20 protein-coding genes are annotated in these 22,047 nt (G+C 53.5%); 12 read left to right on the top strand and 8 right to left on the bottom strand.

Going from position 1 to position 22,047, the window contains the following annotated elements:
* The 3 genes from GOV45_RS22230 to GOV45_RS22220 form a co-directional block, all read right to left on the bottom strand.
* The coding region (locus tag GOV45_RS22230; RefSeq protein ID WP_170482398.1) for a recombinase family protein at positions 1–772 on the bottom strand (772 nt) is incomplete at its 3' end.
* Positions 772–1,179 carry a DUF2924 domain-containing protein gene (locus tag GOV45_RS22225; RefSeq protein WP_170482395.1) on the bottom strand — a complete coding sequence of 136 codons (408 nt, stop codon included), beginning with the start codon at positions 1,177–1,179 and terminating at the stop codon, positions 772–774. The genes GOV45_RS22225 and GOV45_RS22230, both read right to left, overlap by 1 nt.
* On the bottom strand, positions 1,176–1,418 hold the full coding sequence (locus tag GOV45_RS22220; RefSeq protein WP_170482392.1) for a DUF3489 domain-containing protein: 243 nt from the start codon (positions 1,416–1,418) through the stop codon (positions 1,176–1,178). Before GOV45_RS22220 ends, GOV45_RS22225 begins: the two co-directional genes overlap by 4 nt.
* Before the next feature lie 338 nt (positions 1,419–1,756).
* Here GOV45_RS22220 and GOV45_RS22215 point away from each other — a divergent pair, with 338 nt between their 5' ends.
* From GOV45_RS22215 to GOV45_RS22190, 6 genes are all read left to right on the top strand, one after another.
* Positions 1,757–3,214, top strand: a complete 1,458-nt coding sequence (locus tag GOV45_RS22215; protein ID WP_170482389.1) for a DNA methyltransferase — start codon at positions 1,757–1,759, stop codon at positions 3,212–3,214.
* A complete protein-coding gene (locus tag GOV45_RS22210; protein ID WP_170482386.1) occupies positions 3,214–3,669 on the top strand; it encodes a DUF5681 domain-containing protein in 456 nt (151 codons plus the stop codon). The genes GOV45_RS22215 and GOV45_RS22210 overlap by 1 nt, the downstream gene beginning before the upstream one ends.
* Entirely contained in the window at positions 3,656–5,083 is a 1,428-nt protein-coding gene (gene terL, locus GOV45_RS22205) for a phage terminase large subunit (protein WP_170482383.1), read from the top strand. Before GOV45_RS22210 ends, terL begins: the two co-directional genes overlap by 14 nt.
* Before the next feature lie 263 nt (positions 5,084–5,346).
* Positions 5,347–7,071, top strand: coding sequence for an adenylate/guanylate cyclase domain-containing protein (locus GOV45_RS22200; RefSeq protein ID WP_170482380.1), 1,725 nt, complete (start codon positions 5,347–5,349; stop codon positions 7,069–7,071).
* A 160-nt stretch (positions 7,072–7,231) separates the two neighbouring features.
* The gene (locus GOV45_RS22195) at positions 7,232–7,609 is read left to right on the top strand and encodes a hypothetical protein (RefSeq protein WP_170482377.1); all 378 of its coding nucleotides are present in this window, start codon (positions 7,232–7,234) and stop codon (positions 7,607–7,609) included.
* Positions 7,610–7,896: 287 nt separating this feature from the next.
* On the top strand, positions 7,897–9,063 hold the full coding sequence (locus GOV45_RS22190) for an MFS transporter (protein WP_367648719.1): 1,167 nt from the start codon (positions 7,897–7,899) through the stop codon (positions 9,061–9,063).
* 254 nt (positions 9,064–9,317) lie between these two features.
* On the opposite strand, the gene GOV45_RS22185 is transcribed toward GOV45_RS22190, so the two are convergent.
* Together GOV45_RS22185 and GOV45_RS22180 are read right to left on the bottom strand one after the other, a co-directional pair.
* Positions 9,318–10,118 (bottom strand): HpcH/HpaI aldolase family protein, encoded by an 801-nt coding sequence (locus GOV45_RS22185; RefSeq protein ID WP_170482373.1) that lies wholly within the window; start codon positions 10,116–10,118, stop codon positions 9,318–9,320.
* A gap of 458 nt (positions 10,119–10,576) precedes the next feature.
* Positions 10,577–11,302 (bottom strand): glycine cleavage T C-terminal barrel domain-containing protein, encoded by a 726-nt coding sequence (locus tag GOV45_RS22180; protein WP_367648718.1) that lies wholly within the window; start codon positions 11,300–11,302, stop codon positions 10,577–10,579.
* Between GOV45_RS22180 and GOV45_RS22175 the strand changes: the two genes are divergently transcribed.
* Positions 11,249–11,815, top strand: coding sequence for a hypothetical protein (locus GOV45_RS22175; protein ID WP_367648717.1), 567 nt, complete (start codon positions 11,249–11,251; stop codon positions 11,813–11,815). The two genes, GOV45_RS22180 and GOV45_RS22175, sit on opposite strands and share 54 nt — an antisense overlap.
* A 102-nt stretch (positions 11,816–11,917) precedes the next feature.
* Here GOV45_RS22175 and GOV45_RS22170 read toward each other — a convergent pair whose 3' ends face one another.
* Positions 11,918–12,445, bottom strand: a complete 528-nt coding sequence (locus GOV45_RS22170) for an HdeD family acid-resistance protein (protein WP_170482368.1) — start codon at positions 12,443–12,445, stop codon at positions 11,918–11,920.
* A 314-nt stretch (positions 12,446–12,759) separates the two neighbouring features.
* Positions 12,760–13,953: an AI-2E family transporter gene (locus GOV45_RS22165; RefSeq protein WP_170482367.1), complete on the bottom strand. Its 1,194-nt coding sequence runs from the start codon at positions 13,951–13,953 to the stop codon at positions 12,760–12,762.
* 420 nt (positions 13,954–14,373) lie between these two features.
* Between GOV45_RS22165 and GOV45_RS22160 the strand changes: the two genes are divergently transcribed.
* Positions 14,374–15,210 carry a YihY/virulence factor BrkB family protein gene (locus GOV45_RS22160; RefSeq protein ID WP_170482365.1) on the top strand — a complete coding sequence of 279 codons (837 nt, stop codon included), beginning with the start codon at positions 14,374–14,376 and terminating at the stop codon, positions 15,208–15,210.
* A gap of 235 nt (positions 15,211–15,445) precedes the next feature.
* Here the strand turns inward: GOV45_RS22160 and GOV45_RS23690 are convergent, their stop codons facing one another.
* Positions 15,446–16,390: an AraC family transcriptional regulator gene (locus GOV45_RS23690; protein WP_170482362.1), complete on the bottom strand. Its 945-nt coding sequence runs from the start codon at positions 16,388–16,390 to the stop codon at positions 15,446–15,448.
* Positions 16,391–16,606: 216 nt separating this feature from the next.
* On the opposite strand from GOV45_RS23690, the gene GOV45_RS22150 reads away from it, so the two are divergent.
* The 4 genes from GOV45_RS22150 (at position 16,607) to GOV45_RS22135 (ending at position 22,034) form a co-directional block, all read left to right on the top strand.
* Positions 16,607–18,178: a DUF1214 domain-containing protein gene (locus GOV45_RS22150; RefSeq protein WP_170482359.1), complete on the top strand. Its 1,572-nt coding sequence runs from the start codon at positions 16,607–16,609 to the stop codon at positions 18,176–18,178.
* A gap of 96 nt (positions 18,179–18,274) precedes the next feature.
* Positions 18,275–20,194, top strand: coding sequence for a DUF3604 domain-containing protein (locus tag GOV45_RS22145; RefSeq protein WP_170482356.1), 1,920 nt, complete (start codon positions 18,275–18,277; stop codon positions 20,192–20,194).
* 132 nt (positions 20,195–20,326) lie between these two features.
* Positions 20,327–21,139 carry a hypothetical protein gene (locus GOV45_RS22140; RefSeq protein WP_217362474.1) on the top strand — a complete coding sequence of 271 codons (813 nt, stop codon included), beginning with the start codon at positions 20,327–20,329 and terminating at the stop codon, positions 21,137–21,139.
* 37 nt (positions 21,140–21,176) lie between these two features.
* Positions 21,177–22,034, top strand: coding sequence for a DUF1269 domain-containing protein (locus GOV45_RS22135; protein ID WP_170482354.1), 858 nt, complete (start codon positions 21,177–21,179; stop codon positions 22,032–22,034).
* The last annotated feature ends 13 nt before the right edge of the window (positions 22,035–22,047 follow it).

The raw sequence follows: 22,047 nt of genomic DNA, 5'->3' as shown, positions 1-22,047 counted from the left end.
TCTTCTCCTTGTGGCGGATCCGGCCGAGGTAGACCGGGTTCGTGAGGATCTTGTGAATCTGGCCAGTGGACAGAGGACCACCGCCCTGTTCCCGACCCGAACGGAACTGATGACGCTTGGAGCGCAACCCCATACGAGCGGCCACGCGTTCGACATCCGTGATCTTGCCGTGGTGGTCGTAGAGTTCGAACAGTGCTCGGATCGTCTTGGCCTCCATAGCATTGACGACAAGCGCCCGGACCTGTTTGTCGGGATGCGGATCATAGCCCAGCGGCGGCACACCTCCCATCCACATACCCAGCTTCTTCGACGCTGCGATCTTGTCCCGGATTCGCTCAGCGGTGACCTCGCGCTCGAACTGGGCAAAGGACAGCAGCACGTTGAGCGTGAGCCGTCCCATGGAAGATGCGGTGTTGAAGGCCTGGGTCACGGAAACAAACGAACAGCCTGAGGCCTCAAACCGCTCGACCAGACGGGCGAAGTCGGCCAGTGACCGCGTCAGGCGGTCGATCTTGTAGACCACCACCATGCCGATGCGGCCCGCATCGATCTCAGACAGCAGTTGGGTCAGGGCAGGGCGATCGAGGGTTCCGCCCGACACACCGCCATCGTCAAAGCGGGCCCGGGCCAGCACCCAACCTTCGTGCTTCTGGCTGGCGACAAAAGCCGAACATGCTTCGTACTGCGCATCGAGCGAATTGAAGTCCTGGTCCAGGCCGTCTTCTGAAGATTTGCGGGTATAGATTGCGCAGCGGATTTTCGAAGGGGCCATCAGCGCCCGTCCTTCAAGCCGAAGAACCGGGGTCCTGACCACCGTGCCCCAGTGATAGCACGCGCCGCAGCAGAGAGGGATCGATACACCTCGCCATTCCAACGATACCCGTGATCCAGAACGTCAACAGCGTGGGTCACGCCGTTCCACTCGCGCAGCAGGCGCCCGCCGGGCTTGAGTGTCGGTGACGACGGCGTTGGAGCTGCCGCGACGCGGCGGTTGAGATCAGTGTCAAATCCCTTGGGCAAACCGCCATACCGGCGCGCCTGGACTTCGAAGGCGAGGAAGCGGCGCAGAAAGGACTGGCTGAGCCCCTTGGGGACAGGGGGTCCAAAGAGCGTGGTCCAGGCGGCGATCAGCGCCGCACGGTCCATCGCTTCGATCTCGCTGATTGTGGGATCGGTCATGTCGCGGTCGGCTCCGCAGTGATCTTGTAGGTTGCGGTTCCACCGTTGGTATCGGGCGGCAGGCGGTCGATCTTGTAACCGGCCTTGCGCAGGGTGCTGAGCGCGGCGCGCACCGAATGGGGTTGCCAGCCGGTGGCTTTCTGCAAGGCAATCAGATCGGCGCCAGCCTTGCGGGCCAGCATGCGGCGTACGAGCGCCGACTTGGTCTCAGGCTTCGATTTGGGTGTGAGATTTGGCATCCTGGTTTCCTCGGTTTTACGGGCCGGCACCCTGCCGGTCCTACCGAAGTACGCCCGGACCCCGGGCGTGAGACCAATGACGCTCTGTTCGAAACAGAAGTCCAGTCGAAAGAGCGCGCGGGCTTATTCCCCTTCTAAGCGTTTGTCAACCAACGATAATTATCCTTGACGCAGGGGGTTCTTTGGCGCAATGTGATGCCAACCCGTCGCAGAAGGATGCTTGCGACCACCGACCCGTAACCCAAGAGGTGCGCAGAGTGTCGGCTGGTGTAACAGCTCCCAGCGATGTATCCCCAGCCTATCTCTCGTGCCTCGGCCCAAGCCAAGGAGGCGCGGCTGTGAAAGATCAGGAAAACTCCAAGCCCGACGCAGCAGATGTCGGCAATCAAGCGACTGCAGGTCCGTCAGGCGACCCGCAGGTTGTGCTCCAGAACGACCCTTTTCGTGAATTCCTTTTTGTTTGGATCGCGGTCAACCTCATCGACGCGGCGCCTCGACGTGTGCGTCGCGGGCTAAAGGATCAGGAAGATGCAGTTCTGCGAGCGATCGAGAGGTTTGGGTTCAAAATCCCGATCCTGGTGCGAAGCAAACCGGGAGGTCAGCGCTACGAGGTGATTGATGGGCATGTCCGCCTTGCGGCGGCCCGCCGCCTTGAGGCAGGCAAAGTACCTTGCATCCTTGTCGACGATCTACCCGATGTCGAGATCCGTCGTCTCACCCTGTCGCTCAACAAACTGCAAGAGACCGGCGTGTGGGATGCCGAGGGTCTGCGTCTTGAGATCAATGAGATCATCGAGATAAGCGATGAGATCGAGATCCCCGGGTTTGCCATTCCGGAAATCGAAGCCATTCAGTTTGGCACGGGTGAGACCGACCAACCAGACCCCGACGATGATATCTCCGGGTTCGCGGGGGCACAGACAAAACCCGTCAGCCAACCAGGGGATCAGTGGCGCCTCGGAGATCACGTCATTTTTTGCGGATCGGCGCGGGATGGGGACAGGCTGGCGGCCGTGCTCGATGGCGCTCTGGCCGATGTTGTGTTCACAGATCCACCATACAACGTGAAGATAAACGGCCATGTGCGCGGGGCAGAGCAGGGTTTTGAAGAGTTCGCCGAAGCCTCCGGTGAGATGAGCCGAGAGGTGTTCACGGACTTTCTTTTTGAAACCGTCGGCAACGCTTCGACCATTCTGCGACCAGGCGGTGTCTTGTTCGCGTGTATCGACTGGCGCCATGTCGGTGAGATGGAGGCAGCGTTGCGCACGCTCGGTCTCGAACCGGTTAACTTCTGTGTCTGGGTCAAATCGAACCCTGGCATGGGCAGCCTCTACCGCTCCCAGCATGAGCTGGTCTTCGTGGTTAGAAAGCCGGGGCAGGGGCATCTCAACAACGTTCAACTCGGCACAAATGGGCGGAACCGCTCGAACGTCTGGCACTACGCTGGGGCGACCGGCGGTGCCAAAGATACCGATGATGACTTTGGGGTACATCCAACGGTCAAGCCAATCCGATTGGTCATGGATGCGTTGCTGGATGTGACCGCACCCGGGGATCTGGTCGTCGATCCGTTCCTTGGATCGGGCACGACGCTTCTGGCGGCTGAGCGCACGCGTCGACGTTGCATCGGTGTCGAGATCGACCCTGGATATGTCGATCTGGCCATTCGCCGATGGCAGCAGATGACCGGTGGCACTGCTGTGCACGATGGAACCGGGGTTCCGTTCGATGCCATGCAGGAACGTACCCGCAGCGATTCCGTCCTGGACTTCAGTCCAGAAGAGGAGGCGTTCTGATGTCGACTGAAAACGATCCAGACGAGCCATACGACGTTGGGTACAAGAAGCCACCCAAACACACGCAATGGTCAAAAGGGCAATCCGGGAACCCCACGGGCAAGAAAAAGAAAGAGCAATCGCTGCTTGATCAGCTCAAAGAGCTGTCGGCCAAAGAAATTGTGGTCCACCAAAACGGAGTGGCGGTTACGATGACGCAAGGGGAAGCCATGCTTGTTGCAGTGTTTAACAAGGCTATGAACGGAGACCTCGGCAGTATCAAGTTCATCTCTCAGATACTCGGCATCTCCGACGCGGACCTGTCGGTGCCAAAGGCGCCGGAGCTTTCGGAAAACCTGCTCGGTGTTCTCAAAACGCACGCAGACTGGGTCGGTGTAGTCGAGACGGCGCACTCGGAACTGGCAGAGAACAGTGACCACCCGGAAAATGAGGAGAATGACGATGCCGCCTATTGATATCGTTCGTGCCCTGTGTGCCAGCAACCTTATGGCCTTTGTTCAGGCTGCGTTTGGCGTTCTTCAGCCAGACGCCAAATTCCATGCTGCCCGGTATATCCGGGCCCTGTGTTATCAGTTGGAACGACTGGAGCGTGGTGATATCCGGCGGCTGCTGATCATTTTGCCGCCACGCCATCTGAAGTCATTTTGTGCAAGTGTTGTGTTTCCGGTCTGGGTCCAGGGCAGAAACCCTTCCACAAAAGTCATCACCGCCAGCTATGGCGCTAGTCTTGCGGAAGACTTCAGCTGGCAATCGCGCCGACTTATGGACCACGACCTGACACGTGCCATTTTCCCTGACCTGGAGATTGATAAGAAAAAGGCCACTGTCTCCGACTTGCGCACGACACTGGGTGGCCAGAGGATCGCCACCTCTGTAGGCGGACCAATGACGGGCAAGGGCGGTAAGCTCTTCATCGTCGACGACCCGAGTAAGGCTGAGGATGTATTTTCTGAAGCCCACCGGGAAAAGGTTTGGGAGTGGTTTAGTGGCAGTGCCTTGATGCGGCTGGATCAACGCAAAGATGCGCGTGTGGCCGTCGTGGCTCAGCGACTCCATCAGGATGATCTGCCTGGGCGGCTGATCCAAACCGGTTTGTGGGAAGTCTTTGAGCTTCCGGTGATCGAAGTTCGTGAGAGGGAGATCGCCATGCCGGAAGGGTTAATCTGGACGCGACGAAAAGGTGACATCCTGTTGCCCCAACACATTGATCTTGAGGAACTCGACGCGCTTCGCCTTGAGATTGGTGACGCAAAGTTCGAGGCGCAGTACCAGCAGTCACCCGTGCCGACGGGCGGGAATATCGTGAAGCCAGAATGGTTCGGAGTCATCCCAGATGACCTGCGACCGAACGACTATGAAGCAATTGTTCAGAGTTGGGACACGGCGTCGGTTCCTGGGGAATCCAATGACTACTCTGTCTGCACAACGTGGGGGCTGATTGGCAACTACATCGATTTGTTGGACGTTCATCGTCAGCAATACCTGCAACCGGACCTTTTGAGTGCAGCGACAAAGCTTCGCAAGAAATGGAGGCCAAATCTGCTCATTGTCGAAACGGTTGGTGCAGGTCGCGGTGTGTACGACCATCTGCGCCGTCAGGCCAGGGAAGGTGTAAGGTCACATAATCCAAAACTCGCTAAAGATGAGCGGATGTCCATTCAGTCTCCAAAGATCGAACGGGGGCAGGTCAGGTTGCCAGCATCTGCACCATGTAAAGAAGCCTTTCTGGCCGAAGTCGCTGCCTTCCCTAATGGCAAACACGATGATCAGGTCGATAGCATGTCGCAGGCATTGCTCTCTCTTGATTATACCTTACACGAGTTGCGTCATTGTTCCCGCTACAAAAGGAAATTGGGCAGAGTTCTGTAACACCGGCAAACCTCATTGTGTGACTTGAAAAGCGACCAAGCTATGACTGCTATCCACCCCTAAGCAGTCATCTGACAGAAAGACTCAGATGACGGCTACGAGCCCAAAACAGTCTACAAGTTTTCGGATTCTTTTGTGCAGAAATCATATAGATTTTTGAAGAATCTTCTCGAGATTCATCGCAATACGTTTTCCTGACAACTGTTTCACCGATAGATTTCCACAATTCGTTTCGTTAGCTTCAGCATCGAGTAGGAGCGGAAATGGCGCGACGACTAACAGCAATACTTATAGCAGATGTGGTCGGATATTCCCGTTTGATGAGCGTGAATGAAGCCGGTACTCTGGCAGCTTTGCAGCTTCATTGGACTGAAACTTTTGATCCAATCGTTGCTGCTCGGCGAGGACGGATCGTAAAGAAGATGGGCGACGGTGCACTCGTAGAGTTTTCCAGCGTGGTCGATGCCGTCGATGCAGCGGTTAGGATACAACAACGGAACCGAGAGACGAACGGTAAGATCAGGCTTCGGATCGGAGTCAATCTTGGTGATATAATTGTTGATGGCGATGACATTTTTGGCGACGGCGTGAACGTAGCGGCCCGGCTCGAAGCCTTGGCCGAGCCTGACGGAGTGTGTGTTTCCTCGCTAGTTCATGAAAGTGTGGGAAATAGGGTCGAAGCAAATTTCGTTGATGCCGGTGAGCACAACATCAAAGGATTAGAGCACCCGATTAGGGTGTTTCGCTGGCCCGCAAAAGGAGTGGTTGCAACAAAACAAGAAAAGCCATCCATCGCGGTTCTGCCCTTTGAAAACATGTCAAACGACCCCGAGGATGAGTATTTTTCCGAAGGTGTCGCGGACGACATCGCAACCGACTTATCCAAGATTTCAGGTCTTGTTGTTATTGCTCGCAATGCAACCCGAGAATACAAACATCGCTCACAATCCGTTGGGGAGGCAGCGCGCGAGCTAGGTGTTCGCTATGTTCTTGAGGGCACTGTACGCAGGGGAAGCGGCCGTGTACGTGTCAACGCCAGTTTGATAGACACAGTTAATTCAACCCAGCTTTGGGCTGACCGTTTTGACGGAGATTTGGCAGAAGTTTTTGACTTCCAAGACCGTATTGCCGAAAGCATTGTTGCCACACTGACGGTTACTCTTACTCGAGCGGAACAAGAGCGTGCTTTTCGAAAGGAAGTCAAAAGCTTGAAGGCTTACGACTACGTCTTACAAGGCAATGCTTTTCACGCTCGCACCACTAAGATCGACAACGTCAAGGCAATTGAACTTTATTCCCGTGCCATCGAACAGGATCCAGAATACGCGCCAGCACACGCAGGGCTCGCTTGGGCCTTAGTGCATGACGCCAATCAACGTTGGAGTTCTGATCCCAAAGCTTCACTTGATTTGGCTTTGAAGCATGCAAAGCAAGCCGTACGGTTAGATGCTGGCCTAGGCAAGGCCCATATGGTTCTTGGCGACGTGTATTGTTGGACAAAAAGGCACTCGCTCGCCGTCGCAGAAGGGCGAAAAGCGGTAGAGTTGGAACCAAGTAGCGCCGACGCGCATTTCGCATTGGGCTACTATCTCATTACGTCCGGCGCCAGCGAAGACGCGGTTAAAGAGGCGCAGCTCGCCTTGCGGTACAATCCAGTATTCGCCATGGGTTTCTACTACGAAGTGTTGGGGACGGCACTGTATCTCACTAAGAGCTACGATGCCGCTATCGCGGCACTTGAAGAAGGGCTGGGACGATATCCGGACCATGACGGTTTGCACCAGATTTTGGCGGCCGCTTATGCGAAACTGGATGATCTGGAAGCTGCTCAAATGCATTCCGGAGAGTATCTGAAACTACGACCAGAAGAGTCACTGACGAAAATCTATGAAAGGCTTCCCTATAAAAATAAGAGTGATCTGGAGCACCTTATTGACGGTTTACGTCTAGCCGGCATTCCAGAAAGAACTACTGACTCATCCAGTTAGTGTACGACTGGTTTGTCCGCATTGCAGTCGTTCAAGCTGAGTGCAGCGAATGACCGAGTTGAGCCCAAAGCAGACAGATTAGCCGCGCCGAACGGATTGACGAAAGCACTATCCCTCTCGACACTGAAAGCATTACATCTCAGACCCAGATTGGATTTCCATGCCGAGCACAGTTAAGTTTTTTCGCCTCTATGCTGATGATGACGGAGAAAGCCACTTCGAAGAACTTGAGGCCACTATGTCGTCCGTGCAGTATGCACCTCCTGCGCCTCCATTAGAAGTTTCGTTAGAGCCAATGGAAGCGCAAAGTATCCGCTGGGTGCGATTTCCGGAACATTGGAATGATGGTGCTCACCCGTCGCCACGACGACAGTTGTTCATCTTGCTCGAAGGAGAGGTCGAGGGCTGGACAAGCGGCGGCGAAACCCAGCTATTCAAAGCAGGTGATCGCGTTCTAATGGAGGATACAACCGGAAAAGGACACGGCGCCAGACCGATTAATGGCGAAGCATTAGCAGTTATGATTGCACTAGAATAAATGCTGCTTTTGGAAATCCGTCACGTCCGATAATGGCGGCGCGTCGGACATCTGACCGAAACGCTCAGGTGTCCCAGTTGAGCCCATTGTGACTTGCGCCGCAATTGCGAACTGGAGCTGAGGGTTCTCGAATACTGTAGTTCATAAGTGATTCCAACCATTAAAGTTGGTTTTCAAGACGGGTGCAATAATCTTGCCCGAAGCCCGCCCACGGAACTAAGGTCGTGGATTGGCCGCACACTGCATTTTAGTCACACAGTGCGATTGACTTCAAAGGGATAAACGCTATGAAGATGCGCTGGCTCATTTTATTTGTTTTGTTCTTTGCCCGAACAACGATGGCTTTCCAATTTCAGTCGGTCGCCGCATTATCCCCGACAATTATCGACAGCCTAGCCTTCACTCTTGTCGACATCGGATTGCTGATAGGCCTTTATCTCGGGCCGGGTGTAATCATTGCGACCCTTGGCGGTGTGGTCGCTACATGGCTTGGAGACAGACGAATTGTTTTGTTCAGCCTCGTTCTGATGGTGGCTGGCGGTTTGATTGTTGCATATTCGACTTCGTTGACCTGGGCCATGATAGGGCGTGTGATCTCTGGTGCCGGTGGAGTTGTGATCAACGTTTTGATGACCAAGATGGTTATTGATTGGTTCGCACGGCACAACATCGCCACTGCGATGGCTATTTTCATTAGTTCGTGGCCATTAGGAATTGCTTTGGCACTGTTGATATTGCCGTCACTGGCCGAGGTCGGTGGACTAAAGTTGGCATGGGCCGGTGTATCCGCTGCGACGATCACAGCACTAGTGTTGTTCAGCTTGGCCTATCGGTCACCCGCAGGCGCCAGCAGCGGCGGTAGGAAAATAAGCCTGACCAGCCTGCCTTGGGTTCCATTGTCGTATGTGGCGGCCCTTTGGGCTTTGTACAATGCTGCTTTTGGGATGATTATCGGGTTCGGTACCCTCATACTCATTGAACGCGGTTTTTCTGCAGCCGGGGCAAGTTCAGCGATAAGTTTCAATATTTTGGCTGGTACAATTGCCATTCCCCTAGGCGGATGGATGGCCGACCGAACAGGGCGGTGGGACACCGTGATTTTGGCCAGCCTGATTACTGGCGTTGTGTTGTATCCGGCGCTACTTTACGTGCCAATTTCCTACATCCCGGTCGTTCTTGTTGTCGGAGGACTGGTGGTCGGATTTGGTCCGGGACCGATTGTCTCAATGCCGAGTTTGATCCTGCCTCAGCATGCACGCGCCTTTGGGACAGGAGTATTTTATTCGATATACTATGCCATGATGATGATTGCCCCACCGATGGCCGGAGCAATTTCTGATCACTTTGGGAATGTAAATGTGGCTTTTACGATGGCCTCTGTGATGATGGCTGCCGCTATTGTTGCCTTCATAGGTTTTTGCAGAACGGCGACCCTGCCTGTCGACGAGAGATAATTTCACAGCTCTATTGTAGTAATGGCTCCGGCGCCCCCAATCCAAAACAGATGGCGGCTCAGTCCGCAAGCCGGTCGTAGCCAAGATTTGGGAGAGCGCCCGCTTTTGGTGAAAGCGGTCGTTCCTGTTCGAAACTCCGAGTTTTCGGGGGTGAACGTCCGCTCAAAGCCGCTAACCGGCCATCTGAGTAAATCCGTCAGGTGACCGCACCGAGCCCAAAGTGCTTTCCATACTTGGAATGGCCAATGTCCGCTTTACTGAGAGGGCGCTTCGCCAGATTCAGTGAGGTTGTCTTCAGGATCGGAGCGAACGCTAGCAACAAGGTTCGCGACAATCCCCTTAAGTTGTAGGAGGTCGACACCTGCTACGATCCGATACCCACGGGCGAACAGGGCGTCGACCTCTGATTTGGTTGACGCAAAGGGGCCTCCAAGCGGCATCTCGGCGCGCTGTGCAGCTTTTTCGATTGTATCAACGGCTTCTAGAACCTTAGGATGTTCAAATTGACCAGAAACCCCAAGCGTCGTGGACAAATCAAAGAGTGCAACAACTGCCATATCAACCCCATCGGTAGCGAAAATTGCGTCGATGTTTTCGACCGCCTCCGGCGTCTCTATCAACAGACAACACACAGTTTTTTCGCCACATTCCGGTAGGTACTCGGGCACTGATGTGCCCCACCTCGAATGCGCGACGAATGCACCCCAACCACGAACACCTTTGGGCGGATAACGCATTGTAGCCACGCAATGAGCAGCCTCTTCTGGCGTTCGGACCAGTGGAAACACAATACCCTCTGCTCCGAGATCAAGAGCAAGTTTTACGTTTGCTGTATTGTGATCAATGACCCGGACCAACGGTGCACAATCGGTGCCCTGAGTGGCAGCAATCATCGCATGTAACGTTTCCGGGTTTGTTGCGGCGTGCTCCTGATCAATTATCAAGCAGTCGATGCCGGTGGAGGCGAGAGCTTGCGTAACGGTGGCGGACGGGATGACACAAAGTTCCGAACATATTTTGTAAATTGGGTTTGCGAGCTTTTCCTTAAGTTTCATTTCCAGTCGCCCTTTCGTATTGACGAAACCTGTGTACGAGGATCGGATGTCTCCACCTAGCGAAAATGCATAAACACAAGTTTGCCAGGTGAGCCCTTGGGTCCAAGAAACTGTTTTGCCGGCGTGCGCGATGAACGGTGTAGCTCGAGAAGTTAGACTGCGACGCCCCGAAATCACAATACGCTCGGAAGCAGCCATTGGCGCAAGTGCAGAGAAGGTCGGCTTCGTCCGCAGAGCAGACATTGATGCACGGCGCAGCGAACGGCTGCTCCGAGCCCAAAATGAACTTGGTTAGTGGCGAAGCGTTCAGCACTTGTGATGAAAAAAGAATCCGCAAAGCTGATGAAAGCGCTCGCCTAGGTAGTGTTTGTCTGAAAGGCTGCGGAAAACGAAAGCTAGCAAAGCACGCAAAGCGAGGCTTTGTTTGCGCGCTGCAGATCATAGGGTTAGAGAATAACTCAAGACTTTATCTTCTCCATCTTTGGATCAAACAAGGGCTTCAACGAGGCCGTTGCGGGTATGCGTTCCCCCGCCACTTCGACCTCCCACGTTCCCTCACTAATGATGGCCGTTGTGAGGGGCGCGTCCAGCTCAGCGAAGCCAATACCGACAGCCCCGCCAAGCGAGTGGCCATATCCACCAATTTGCAGATGGCCGACCTCGGTTCCGTTCAGATAGAGGCACTCGTTTCCGTAAAGCAGCGGTTCGGGATCTTTCAGCAAGAATTGCAGCATCCTTACCTTTGGCACGCCTTCGGCTTTGATCGCGGCAAGAGCATCGCGACCGATGAAGCCGCCGGGTTTGTCGAGTTTCACGGCAAAGCCAAGGCCTGCGGAGATCGGGTTGTCAGTGTTGTCCACATCGAGGCCAAAATCGCGGTAAGCTTTCTCAAGACGCAGCGAGTTCAGGGTTTGCATGCCCGCATCGCGCAGGCCGAACTCTTTGCCTGCTTCCTTTAGCAGATTATAGACCTGAACGGCGGCGTATGAGGGTACTTGCAGTTCCCAGCCAAGCTCGCCCACGAACGTCACGCGGAAGGCTTTCACCACCCAATAGCCGACGTCAATGTCCTGACAGGTCATGAAGGGAAAGCAACCACTTGGGAAGGCGGCTTTCGTGTTCCTGCTTTGGTGCGGTGGCCCGGTAATTTTCCAGAAGGCAAAGTCGTAAACGGAATTGTACACCACATGGATTGGATGCCGACCCTTTTGGCAGCCGCGGGCGTTCCAGACGTTAAAGAGCAGCTTCTGGACGGCTATCAAGCTGGAGACAAAAATTTCAAAGTACATCTGGATGGTTACGACATGCTTGAGTACCTGAAATCTGGTGGCGAAGGAGCCGGTCCAAGAAACGAGATCTATTATTTTACCGATACAGGCGACATATCGGCTGTACGTGTAGGCGATCTTAAAGTCATGTTCTCTAAGCAAGAAGGTCATGGCTTTGGTGTTTGGAAGCAGCCATTGACGCCTCTGGCTTGGCCCGATGTGACCAACCTACGCGCTGATCCATTTGAGACCGCTGTGAATGTTGGCGGTATGTATACAAAATGGTCCGCCTCTCGCATGTATACAATTCAGCTTGCTCAGGCACAGATGGCCGAGCTGGTGGCGACTTTCAAAGAATTTCCGCAACGGCAGAAGCCCGGGAGTTTTTCTGTTTCGAACTTGCCGCTTGGTCCAGGCGAACAAGACTAGGCAGAGTAATCTAACGCTCAAAGAGCTTGTGACGGCTCTTTGGGCCCGATAATTCCGGTAGTGATATCAGACGTCGTGTTGAGCGCTGCCAAGTTCAGCCGCTTAAGCGGATTGCGCTTCTTCGCCGTCGTCGCTGAATGCCATCGCGAGAGAAGAGATGCCGTCGGAAATCAGTTCAACTCCCAACAAGATGCCAAGAGCGGAAACTGCGGAAACTGGCCAGTTCATAAAAATGATTACCGCCAATGCGATAGACGCGATACCGGAAATCAGAACGGCCCAGAAAAACCTCCTGTCTTCTAGTGCGAAGGATAGAACGATTTTCGCCATGCCTCCAAAAAGGAACAAAATTGCGAGCATCGTCGTCAAAGCCATCATGCCCTTCAGCGGATGTCCAAGAATTGTGACGCCGAGGAATACGGCGAGTGCTCCAAGCAGGATGGTCCAAACCTTTGCACCAGCGCTTTCCGCTCGAAATCCAGTAACGACTTGAACGACGCCCAACGCTATGAATACCCAGCCAACCAGAATAGTTGCGAAACCACTGGCCAGCACTGGGTTCGCCAACGCATAGATGCCGCCCAGAATCGATATTGCCGCCATGAGAATCCATAAGATTTTGTTTTTCATTTCTAAGCCCTCGTTCGCTACGTACCCGAAGTTGAATTCCACAATGCGGGCTGCACAAGAAAATCCCAACCAGGACCGTAGCGTTTTCCGTGTGCTGTTGACGCAATACATCACTGTTCGGGCCTCAAAGTTCTCAGAAAAGTGGTCTTTTTGGGAGCATTTGGCTTGTGGCGGGAACGGTTGGTTACGCACGCGCTCATCAAGCGGACTTATGTATTTAATATTCGGGAATGGATTGGCACGACAACAGTAAATCAGCTTACTTAACGTGCCATTACTGGTTCGAATGCACCTTACAGCAGCCACGCGCGGGTTCAGGTGTCGCGGTTCTCAAGCTCAGCGCGCAATTCCCTTACCTCTGCTTCGAATTCGGCTTGTTTTCGTTGGCGCAAGCCGCCGCCTGTCGGTGCACGTTTTGCGGAACCGGGTCCCGGCCGGACGGAGTCTTCAGTATCCAAAAGCCCGTCGGTCGACATAAGTACAGCGATCCAGCGAACCGCTGGGATTTCGGCGCAGACGACCATCGCGACGACCATCATAGGAATTGCAAGAAATGCACCGATCCCGCCCCAAACCGTTGCCCAGAAAGTGAGGGACACCATCACCACAAAAGTACTTAAGTTCAGTGAACGTCCCTGCATCGACGGCTGAATGACGTTAGCGATGAACTGGTCTGCAAAGCCGTAGCCAACGAGCACGATCAGGAAAGGGGTAAAGGTGTCGAACTGGATGAATGCCACGAGAGACGGCAAGGCAATTCCGATAAAGGCGCCGATATTCGGGATGAACCCCGCGAAAAATACAGTCAGTGCTAAGAGCGGCGCGAAGTCGAGGCCAATCCACCAGAAAATCACGAAAGCAACCGTCCCGCTCATCGCGCTGGTCACCGCATTGACCCACATGTACTGCTTCACGCCCGTCGAAATACGCGCCAGCACCTTTTCCGCTTGTTTAGTTCCTTCCTCTGACCGAGCGAGGCGCGGCAGTTTTTCAACCCAGGCAAGCCGTTCCGACAGCAGGAAGGCTAGGTACAGCGCCACAAGCGCGACTGTGGAAATCGCACCGACAAGCTGGCTTGCTGCCGCGCCAAGCCATGCGGCTGGGTCGACTTCCGCCAACGCGCCGCTGACCGCAGTAACCACCTTGGGCCCGACGAAAGCCTCGACCTGATCTGCCAACCCTTTTAAGCGCTCTTGGTAGAGAGGCAGTGCATCCTGCACTTCATCAGTTGATGAAGAGATGACAAGGCCGAACAAAAAGATTGCGCCGAATACCGTTGCGACGCTTAGCAGTTGGGCCAGCCATTGCGGCGGCGACCAGCCAAGAACCACAAGGCGCTTGAACCTGTCAACCAAGGCTGAGGACATAATGTAGAGAAGCCCCGTCACCGCAAGCGGGATCAGGAAATCTCGACCGAACCACAACAAACCGACGACGATCGGTATCGATATCGTTAGCATAAACCACATAGGCGTGGCTGTAGATGTCTCATTGGGATCGGCGGCCATGGCGTTAATCTGGCGACTTAGCTGCTATTTGCGTTGATCTCGACATCAATACCTCAACCTTCGAAGCTGCAAAAAAGCAATTACTTCCGCGAAGACTTCAAATTGGCGCACCGCACTAGGCAGATACTAGGTGGATCGCAATTCGTAAAGAGCGTAGGCAGCGAATCCAGCAAATGCTCTATCTGGGTAGGCAGTGCATCATGTGCGTCAAACCAAGACAGTTGACCGTATCGACGTCGCGCAATACGAAAGCAAGGCAAGCGGCTAACGGGCGGATGTTAGGCGCGAGTCGATTTACAGTTTCTTGACACTCCGGCGGGCATGAGCGAGATCGGAATGTTCTCAATGAGAGGCTTTCACCGATCAATTCCCTGGGACGACCTCCGGCGCCATGACTTTAGGTAAAAGGAGGTGCCTACATTGAATTACAAAAAAAACTATGCAGCGGTCCTTGTAGGCGCCTGGCGAAGCTTCAACAACGACTACGGTTGGTCGCGCGCCAGCCACGTCGCTATGTCTATGATCCTAGCTCTGTTCCCGTTCTGTATTTTCGCACTTTCGACCGCTGGTCTGCTTGGCGCCGAACTCGATCCCGAAACTCTCTCGGAGTTCGTATTCGGTTCATGGCCCAGCGAGATCGCGATCCCGATTACAAAGGAAATTGAAGCCGTCCTTGCACAAAGCAGTAGAGAAAGGCTCACGATCGGAGCGCTCATGGCGATTTTCTTCGCATCAAACGGGGTTGATGCGGCGCGTATCGCCATCACTGGGGCCTACCGCGAGCGCGATCCTCGACCCATCTGGCAGATACGACTATTATGCATCAGCTTCGTATTGTCAGGCGCCGCGATATTGAGCTTGGCCGGAGCGCTTGCCGTTGGAATACCTATCTACCTTGAGTTCATTTCGGAAACTTCACCTAAGCTTTACGCCACCTTTTTCCCGCATGATGCGGTGCGGGTTGGAATACCGTTTTGTCTCCTGGTCATTGCGCTCTGCGCGGCGCACTTGTGGCTTCCCGGGGTGCGTCGTCCGTTGTCCGGTGTTCTTCCGGGAATCGTCCTGACGCTCCTACTTTGGATCGTCGCGGGGTACCTGTTCATTTCGTATTTTCGGAACTTCGGCTCTTACAGTTTAACCTACGCCGGGCTCGCAGGCGTAATGGCAGCCTTAGTGTTTCTCTACATAATGTCGGCGATCTTTGTGCTCGGTGCCGAGTTCAACGGACAATTGGACGCCGACAAAAAGAACAACTGACTGCGGTATTTTCTAAGGGACTAACTCCGTTGCCAGGGAGTGCGTTCTGAGTAGACCGGCTTTACCTGCCCAACGTATTTAGGAATCCGATTTATATGGCAAACACTAGTGTCGGTCTTGTGTGCTTATTATAAATCCGAGCGCGTCGAAGCGAACGACAACTCTGCGGACTTAGCTACCACAAAGAAAATTTGTGTCTTTTTTGAAAGTTGGTGAGTTTGCCAGAGCAAGTCAGCTACGACCGAAGCGTGTCTACGGGTCGGCAACCGAAATGTGCGCGGTATTGTTGGCCGAAGTGGCCGAGGTGCTCAAATCCATTCTCTAGTGCAACTCTCTTGACTTGTACATCGCCGGGGCCAGCTGAGGAAAGTAGCCGATGAACGCGATTTAGCCGGATTAACCGAAGCCATTTTGCCGGCGACGTGTTCGCTATTTCCTGAAATGCATAGTGAAGCGACCTGAGGCTAACTCCGAGGGTCTCACAAATTTCCACGAGGCCGATGACTTTGTCGTGGTTTGCCGCCACTAAATCGATCGCTTTCCTTACAATCTTAGATGCGCGTTCGTTTGCTGTAACCTCTCGGCCGCCATTCACAGCTTTCAGAATTTCCCATAAACAAAGCATCACAAGTTGTTCAGACCGACGCCCAATTTCATCAAATTCGACGGACGGCGCCCTCGAAGAATAATAGAAATAAGAGAGTGCTGCGTGTTTGATCTGCAAAGCAGCATTTGGCGTTAAGCCTACCGCCTGACAAGACTGAAACGGTAGCTCGCCATTCCCAGACATAGCTGCAAAGTTAGACCTTGCTCGATCTTTTGGAAGCGCGAATACAAGCGCATCCCAATCCTCGGCTGCCATCATATCCGCCTCTTGGCTTGGGGATTGTATAACTACAGTGTTTAAACCGACTTTATTCCCGACCCAACACGAAGTTCCGGACTGATTAAATGGGATTGCGATTCCGAAAGTCTCCGCCGGCGCGGTTCCTCTGTAGTGGATTTTCGGCCCCCATTTCTCTCGGAATATTTGCGTTGACCCCACTTGTGTCATTTCGATGCTTCCAGTGAACAATCCGGACGAGATTTGACTATAGCGCTGATCCCAGCCATCTGCAGATTCTTCCAGCAGACCGAAGTCGTTTGTCTCAACTTTGAGTCTATGTACTTTTGTAGCCACAGTTCGCTCCCCCCTTATCGAATTTGACTGTCGCTGGGTCGGCGGGCATTTTTTCAACCGACTTGCAGATATGGGATAATGAAAAAGTTCGCGAAAAATCCGGATTTGCCTAATTCTGGGGTTGTTAGGCTTAGCGGCAATCTCCGCGCAAAGCTTCTCCATTTCTAAGGTATTGCAACAACATCTGACACGAAACGAGTGAAAGGAGTCAAATCTATGGAAATATTTCCCACTGCGGGTTTGGCTGTAATTTCGACCTCGATGGTCCTGGCGGTGAGCGCTTTGGCTGAGGAGATCCGTCTTACCGACATTCAGACCGAAGAAGAGTTTGCGTCGGAAATGCCTGTCACTGGAATGGTCGAAACCTTCTTCGGTGACTTCCAACTTGAACACAGTTTTCCGACAGCCCAGACGGCCGATCGTATCTATGAGTTGATCGACCATCAGCGTGCAGCGCAGCTCTATCTTTGGGCTCTGCCAATCGTCGCTCAGGAAAGGTTAGCCCAGAACTACTTCAGCAACTTTGATTTCAAATATGGAGATTTTGTTCGCATCGAGTCGTTTAATGAGAGGCGAGGGTATCTAACTGCAAATGAAACCACCAACTACGCCCTTGGCCTTTTAAATACGGACAGAGCCGCAACCGTGCTCGATGTACCACCGGGAGTGGTGATCGGCATGGTTATCGACATGTGGCAGGAATCGCCGACTGACATCGGCATCTTTGGGCCATTCGAGGGCAAGGGTGGAAGGCATGTCATCGTTGGCCCGAATACACCACAAGATATGCGACCCGATCAGCAGAAGTTGGGTGACGACTTCCAAGTTCATGAGATTGGAACAGATCGCGCTGTGGTTCTAGCACGCGTGGCCGGCGCCGATGTCGAAGTGGTTCAGAAAACTTGGGATCAGATCCAGATGTATCAATATGGCGCGGAACCCGCGACAGTGGTACACGCGGGCGGGGACAAGTTCCTTCCAACGATCCAGCCCAGGGGCATGGCCTTTTGGGAGGTTTTACACGCAGCTATCAATAACGAAGTTCTGTCAGAGCGGGACCGTTTCTTTATGTATTGGCTTCGCACGCTAGGCGTTGAGCGTGGAAAGCCATTCGAACCCAACGAACGACAGACAGCGGCATTGCTCGATGGTGCAAAGGTCGGCGAGATGATGGCCAAGTCCTTTGTTTTCAGCGAACGATTAGATGGCGTCTTACGTGAATATGATTGGCGCTACGTTCTTGGCGGGGAATGGGGCGACGGTATTAAGTACGACCAAAGCACGCAAAATTTCGACATTTTCGATCCTCGAGCGCGTTACACTTACGAAGCGCAACTGACGTCACCATCAATGACGGTGCCACGTCCAGGTAAGGCACAGGGATATGTTGCCAAGTTCGAGGACTCGGATGGCGAACGGCTTAAGGGCGAAGAACGTTATGTGATGGAGTTCCAGCGTGAACCCAAGACAGACCTGTTCTGGTCTCTGACGATCTATGACCCCGATACGCGGGTCCTGCTGGACAACCGTGGACTCGAGAGTGGTGATGACGTGACAATCGACAGTCTGGGGCACCAACCCAAGAAAAATGACGACGGCTCTTTTGTGGTGATGCTTGGACCTGACCCAGCTCCGGAAGGTTGGGAGAGCAACTATGTCCGGACACTTCCTGGGCGTGGCTGGTTCCCTTACATCCGCGCTTATGGTGCGCACGCCGAGTTCTATGACGGTACGTACCAACTGCCGAACATTCACCGCGTTGATAGCTTCGATGAATATGCGAAGTGATGCGGGGCTTTCCCGGCTAAATTCCGCGGAGCCCAGCCGTTCGAACATCAGTGGCAGGTACAAAAACAAAATGGTTGTTCGCTTTGGGAGGGTACGATGAAATTCACAACCTTTACGGCAATTTCGTTGGGAGCGCTGACCGTCAGCGTGTCAACAGCGTTTGCTCAGGATCGGGAAGAGTCCCTTGGATACGGCACTCTTGATCCCGCGGATGTCAACGTGGACACGCCTGACTACTCTCCCTTTGTTGATCAGCACATGCCGAACCGTGTTTATTGGGGCGACACCCATCTGCACACGTCCTATTCGATAGACGGTGGTTTTTTCGGAAATACGCTTGATCCCGGAGATGCGTACCGCTTTGCACGCGGTGAAGAATTGGTTTCTAGCACCGGCAGCCGGGTGAAACTGCACCGTCCACTCGACTGGCTCGTTGTTGCAGATCATGCTGAATATTTTGGACTTGCTGACATGCTGGCCAAGGGAGATCCGGTTATCATGGAAGACCCGGTAACCAAGCGTTGGTACGACATGCGCCAAAGCGGTAACCCTGAACTAGGAATGCAGGCCTTCTACGAGGTCGTAGATTCTGCCGCACGGCTAGAAAACCTAGTGGAAAACCCGTCAATACAGCACTCCGCCTGGGACAAGTCCACCGCCTATGCCGAACAGTATAACAACCCCGGCGTCTTCACTTCGATTATTGGATTTGAGTGGTCGTCGTCCTCGAACGGAAATAACCTGCACCGAGTAGTGATGTTCCGAGATGGCGCGGATCGCGCGGGCCAGATCATTCCTTTCGCCACATTCGATAGTGATGATCCCGAAGATCTTTGGGATTGGATGGCGGCCTACGAGGAAGAAACGGGTGGTCGCACCATCGCTGCTGCACACAACGGCAACTGGGGCACCGGTCTGATGTTTGCAGATGAGAGAAACAACGGAGAACCGCTTACTGAGGCCTACGCGCAGCAACGTATGCGTTTCGAACCGATCTATGAGATGACGCAGATAAAGGGCGACGGTGAAACCCATCCGGCTCTTTCACCAGATGATCGCTGGGCCGATTTCGGAACTTGGGACAAGGGTGATCTCGGTGGGCGAAACCGGATCACAGAAGAGATGCTACCGCACCAATACGCCCGGTCAGCGCTACGCCTAGGTCTCGCTCATGAAGAGAATTTAGGAACCAATCCGTTCAAGTTTGGAATGATAGGCTCTACTGATGCTCACACGTCTTTGGCGACAACCCGCGAGGACAACTTCTTCGGTAAGAACCCGCCCGCCGAGCCGGATCCGAACCGCTGGAGCCATGTCTTTATGACAGGTGAGTTGGAAGGCACCGATTACTACAACTGGGAAACACTTGCTGCCGGCTTGACCGGCGTTTGGGCGAGAGAGAACACTCGCGAGGCAATTTTCGACGCTCTAAACCGCAAGGAAGTCTACGCCACCACCGGTTCTCGCATTGTAGTACGCGTCTTCGGAGGCTGGGATTTCGCCACTGATGAGGTCGAACGGCCTGACTTTGCCGAACGTGGGTACGCAGCTGGTGTGCCGATGGGCGGCGACCTGATGAATGCACCAGAAGGCAAGTCTCCGACCTTCATGGTTCGCTCTCTGCGCGATCCTGACAATGCCAATCTCGACCGCGTACAGATGGTCAAGGGCTGGTTAAACGCGGACGGCACGACCTCAGAGAGGATCTTTGACATGGCATGCTCAGACGGGCGCGCGATTGTTGATTACACTTGTGACGGGGATGTGGGCAACACGGTGGACGTGGAAAATGCGACCTACACCAACACCATTGGCGACCCGATGCTTAACGTTGTCTGGACCGATCCTGACTTCGACCCAACGCGGCGTGCTTTCTACTATGTTCGCGTGCTAGAAATACCCAAGCCTACATGGCAAGCCTACGACGCGGCCTACTACGGCGTTGTGATGGATCCAGAGGTTCCAATGGTTCTCCAAGACCGCGCTTATACCTCACCTATCTGGTACTCGCCGTGATTTAGTAATTGCTTGAGAGGCCGATCGAATCCTGCTTGCGCGGAATAGCCCTGACCTTGATCATCATAAGTGTTACCGTAGAGGCGCATTATTTTTGCTTGAGTTGGATAGCCCATTAATAATGGAATTCGCATGCCATTAACTTTGAAACGAAGCTATTTGGTTGCAGCGTTGGGAATTCTCTGGCTGCTGTCAGACATCGGCGCTGCCTTTGCACAAAGTGATGCAGAAGCAGCCGCTCAGGCGAACAACCCCCTAGCTAACATCACGGCGTTTAATCTTCAGAACTACTACATAGACGAGTTTACAGGACCGAGCGGGAAAAGCGGAAATCAGTTCGTCTTGCGGTACGCGCAGCCAGTTTCTATAGGAGACTCGCAATGGCTAATCAGAGCCTCGCTTCCCTACAACAGCTTTCCAGTTGGCGTTAACGGATCAACCGAAAGCGGGCTGGGTGATTTTGATATATTCGCGGCGTATCAGATCAACACCGGAGATCCGGCGGTCAGTTTTGCCATAGGCCCGGAGTTGGTAGCTCCCACCGCCACAAGTGATCTACTTGGTTCGGATCAATGGCAACTGGGCCTCGCAAATGTATACTTCAACGCCAAGTCACCAAAGTTTCAATATGGATACCTGTTAACTTGGCGCGGCGGCGTTGGCGATACAGACGGAAACCCACGTGTGAGTCTCGGAGCATTTCAACCGTTTGCGTTCTATCAGCTTGGTCAAGGCTGGTATACTGGAGGAGCACCAATTTGGACTTACAACTTTCAGAATGACGCGTATTCGGTTCCTCTAGGAATTCGAATTGGCAAAGTCTTCAAGCGCAACAAAACTGTTTTCAATCTTTTTGTAGAACCACAGTGGTCTGTCGCAGATCGCGGCGCGGGACTGCCAAAAACGCAAGTGTACTTTGCTGTTAATATGCAGTTTCAACAATGAGTCGTTTCCAAACGAACAGGAAAAAGGGGAGAGCCTGATGGAAAAGTTTATTGCTGTAGTCTTTGATACTGAAGAGGCCGCATACAAAGGCGCCGATGCGATGCGTGACCTGCATCGAGATGGCGAACTTGCTGTCTATGCGGCCGGTATCATTGCTAAAGATAATGAGGGCAATGTCGAGGTCAAAAAATCAGCTGATGAAGGGCCAATTGGAACTGCTTTCGGCCTTATGCTTGGCGCAATGGTAGGTGTCTTGGCTGGGCCGGCAGCAGTGGCCTCTGGAGCCGCAGTCGCGGGTTCGGCGGCAGCTGCTCAGGCTGCGGCCGGCGGCATGGCGCTGGGCTCAATGACGGGCGGTGTTTTTGGTGCATATCGAGATCTTTGGGTTTCTGGCGTTGATGTTGCGATGCTGGACAACGTTGCCGTCGAACTCCTGCCTGGAAAATATTGCATAGTCGCGTCTGTAGACGAAGTCTGGACTGCTCCGCTCGATGTGAAAATGAAGGAAAATGGTGGAACCATATTCAGAAAGCTTCGGACCGACGCCGTGGATGAACAGATAGAAGCAGAAATGGTTGCATTGGACAAAGAGCTGACTTCTATGGAAGAAGAACTGGACGAAGCCGCTGACGAAATGGCTGCAGATATCCAGGAAGGTATCGACAAAACCAAAACAAAGGTCAAAGAAACGAACGACCGTATTAACGCTCGGCTAGACGAGATCGACGCGGAGTTCGATGCCAGATTGGATGCGATTGACCAACAAATCACCTCGGCGACAGAAAAAACACGAGATCGGTTCCAAAAAAGAAAAGCAGAGATACAAGAGGAATACTCTTACAGAAAAGCTCTTTTGAGCAAAGCAGCTAAGCTGGCAGGCGAGGCCCTCGGCTAAAGGGCCAACGAAC

Source organism: Ruegeria arenilitoris (assembly GCF_013035425.1).
Taxonomy (GTDB): Bacteria; Pseudomonadota; Alphaproteobacteria; order Rhodobacterales; family Rhodobacteraceae; genus Ruegeria; species Ruegeria arenilitoris_A.
This window is presented reverse-complemented; position numbering and strand designations above follow the sequence as displayed.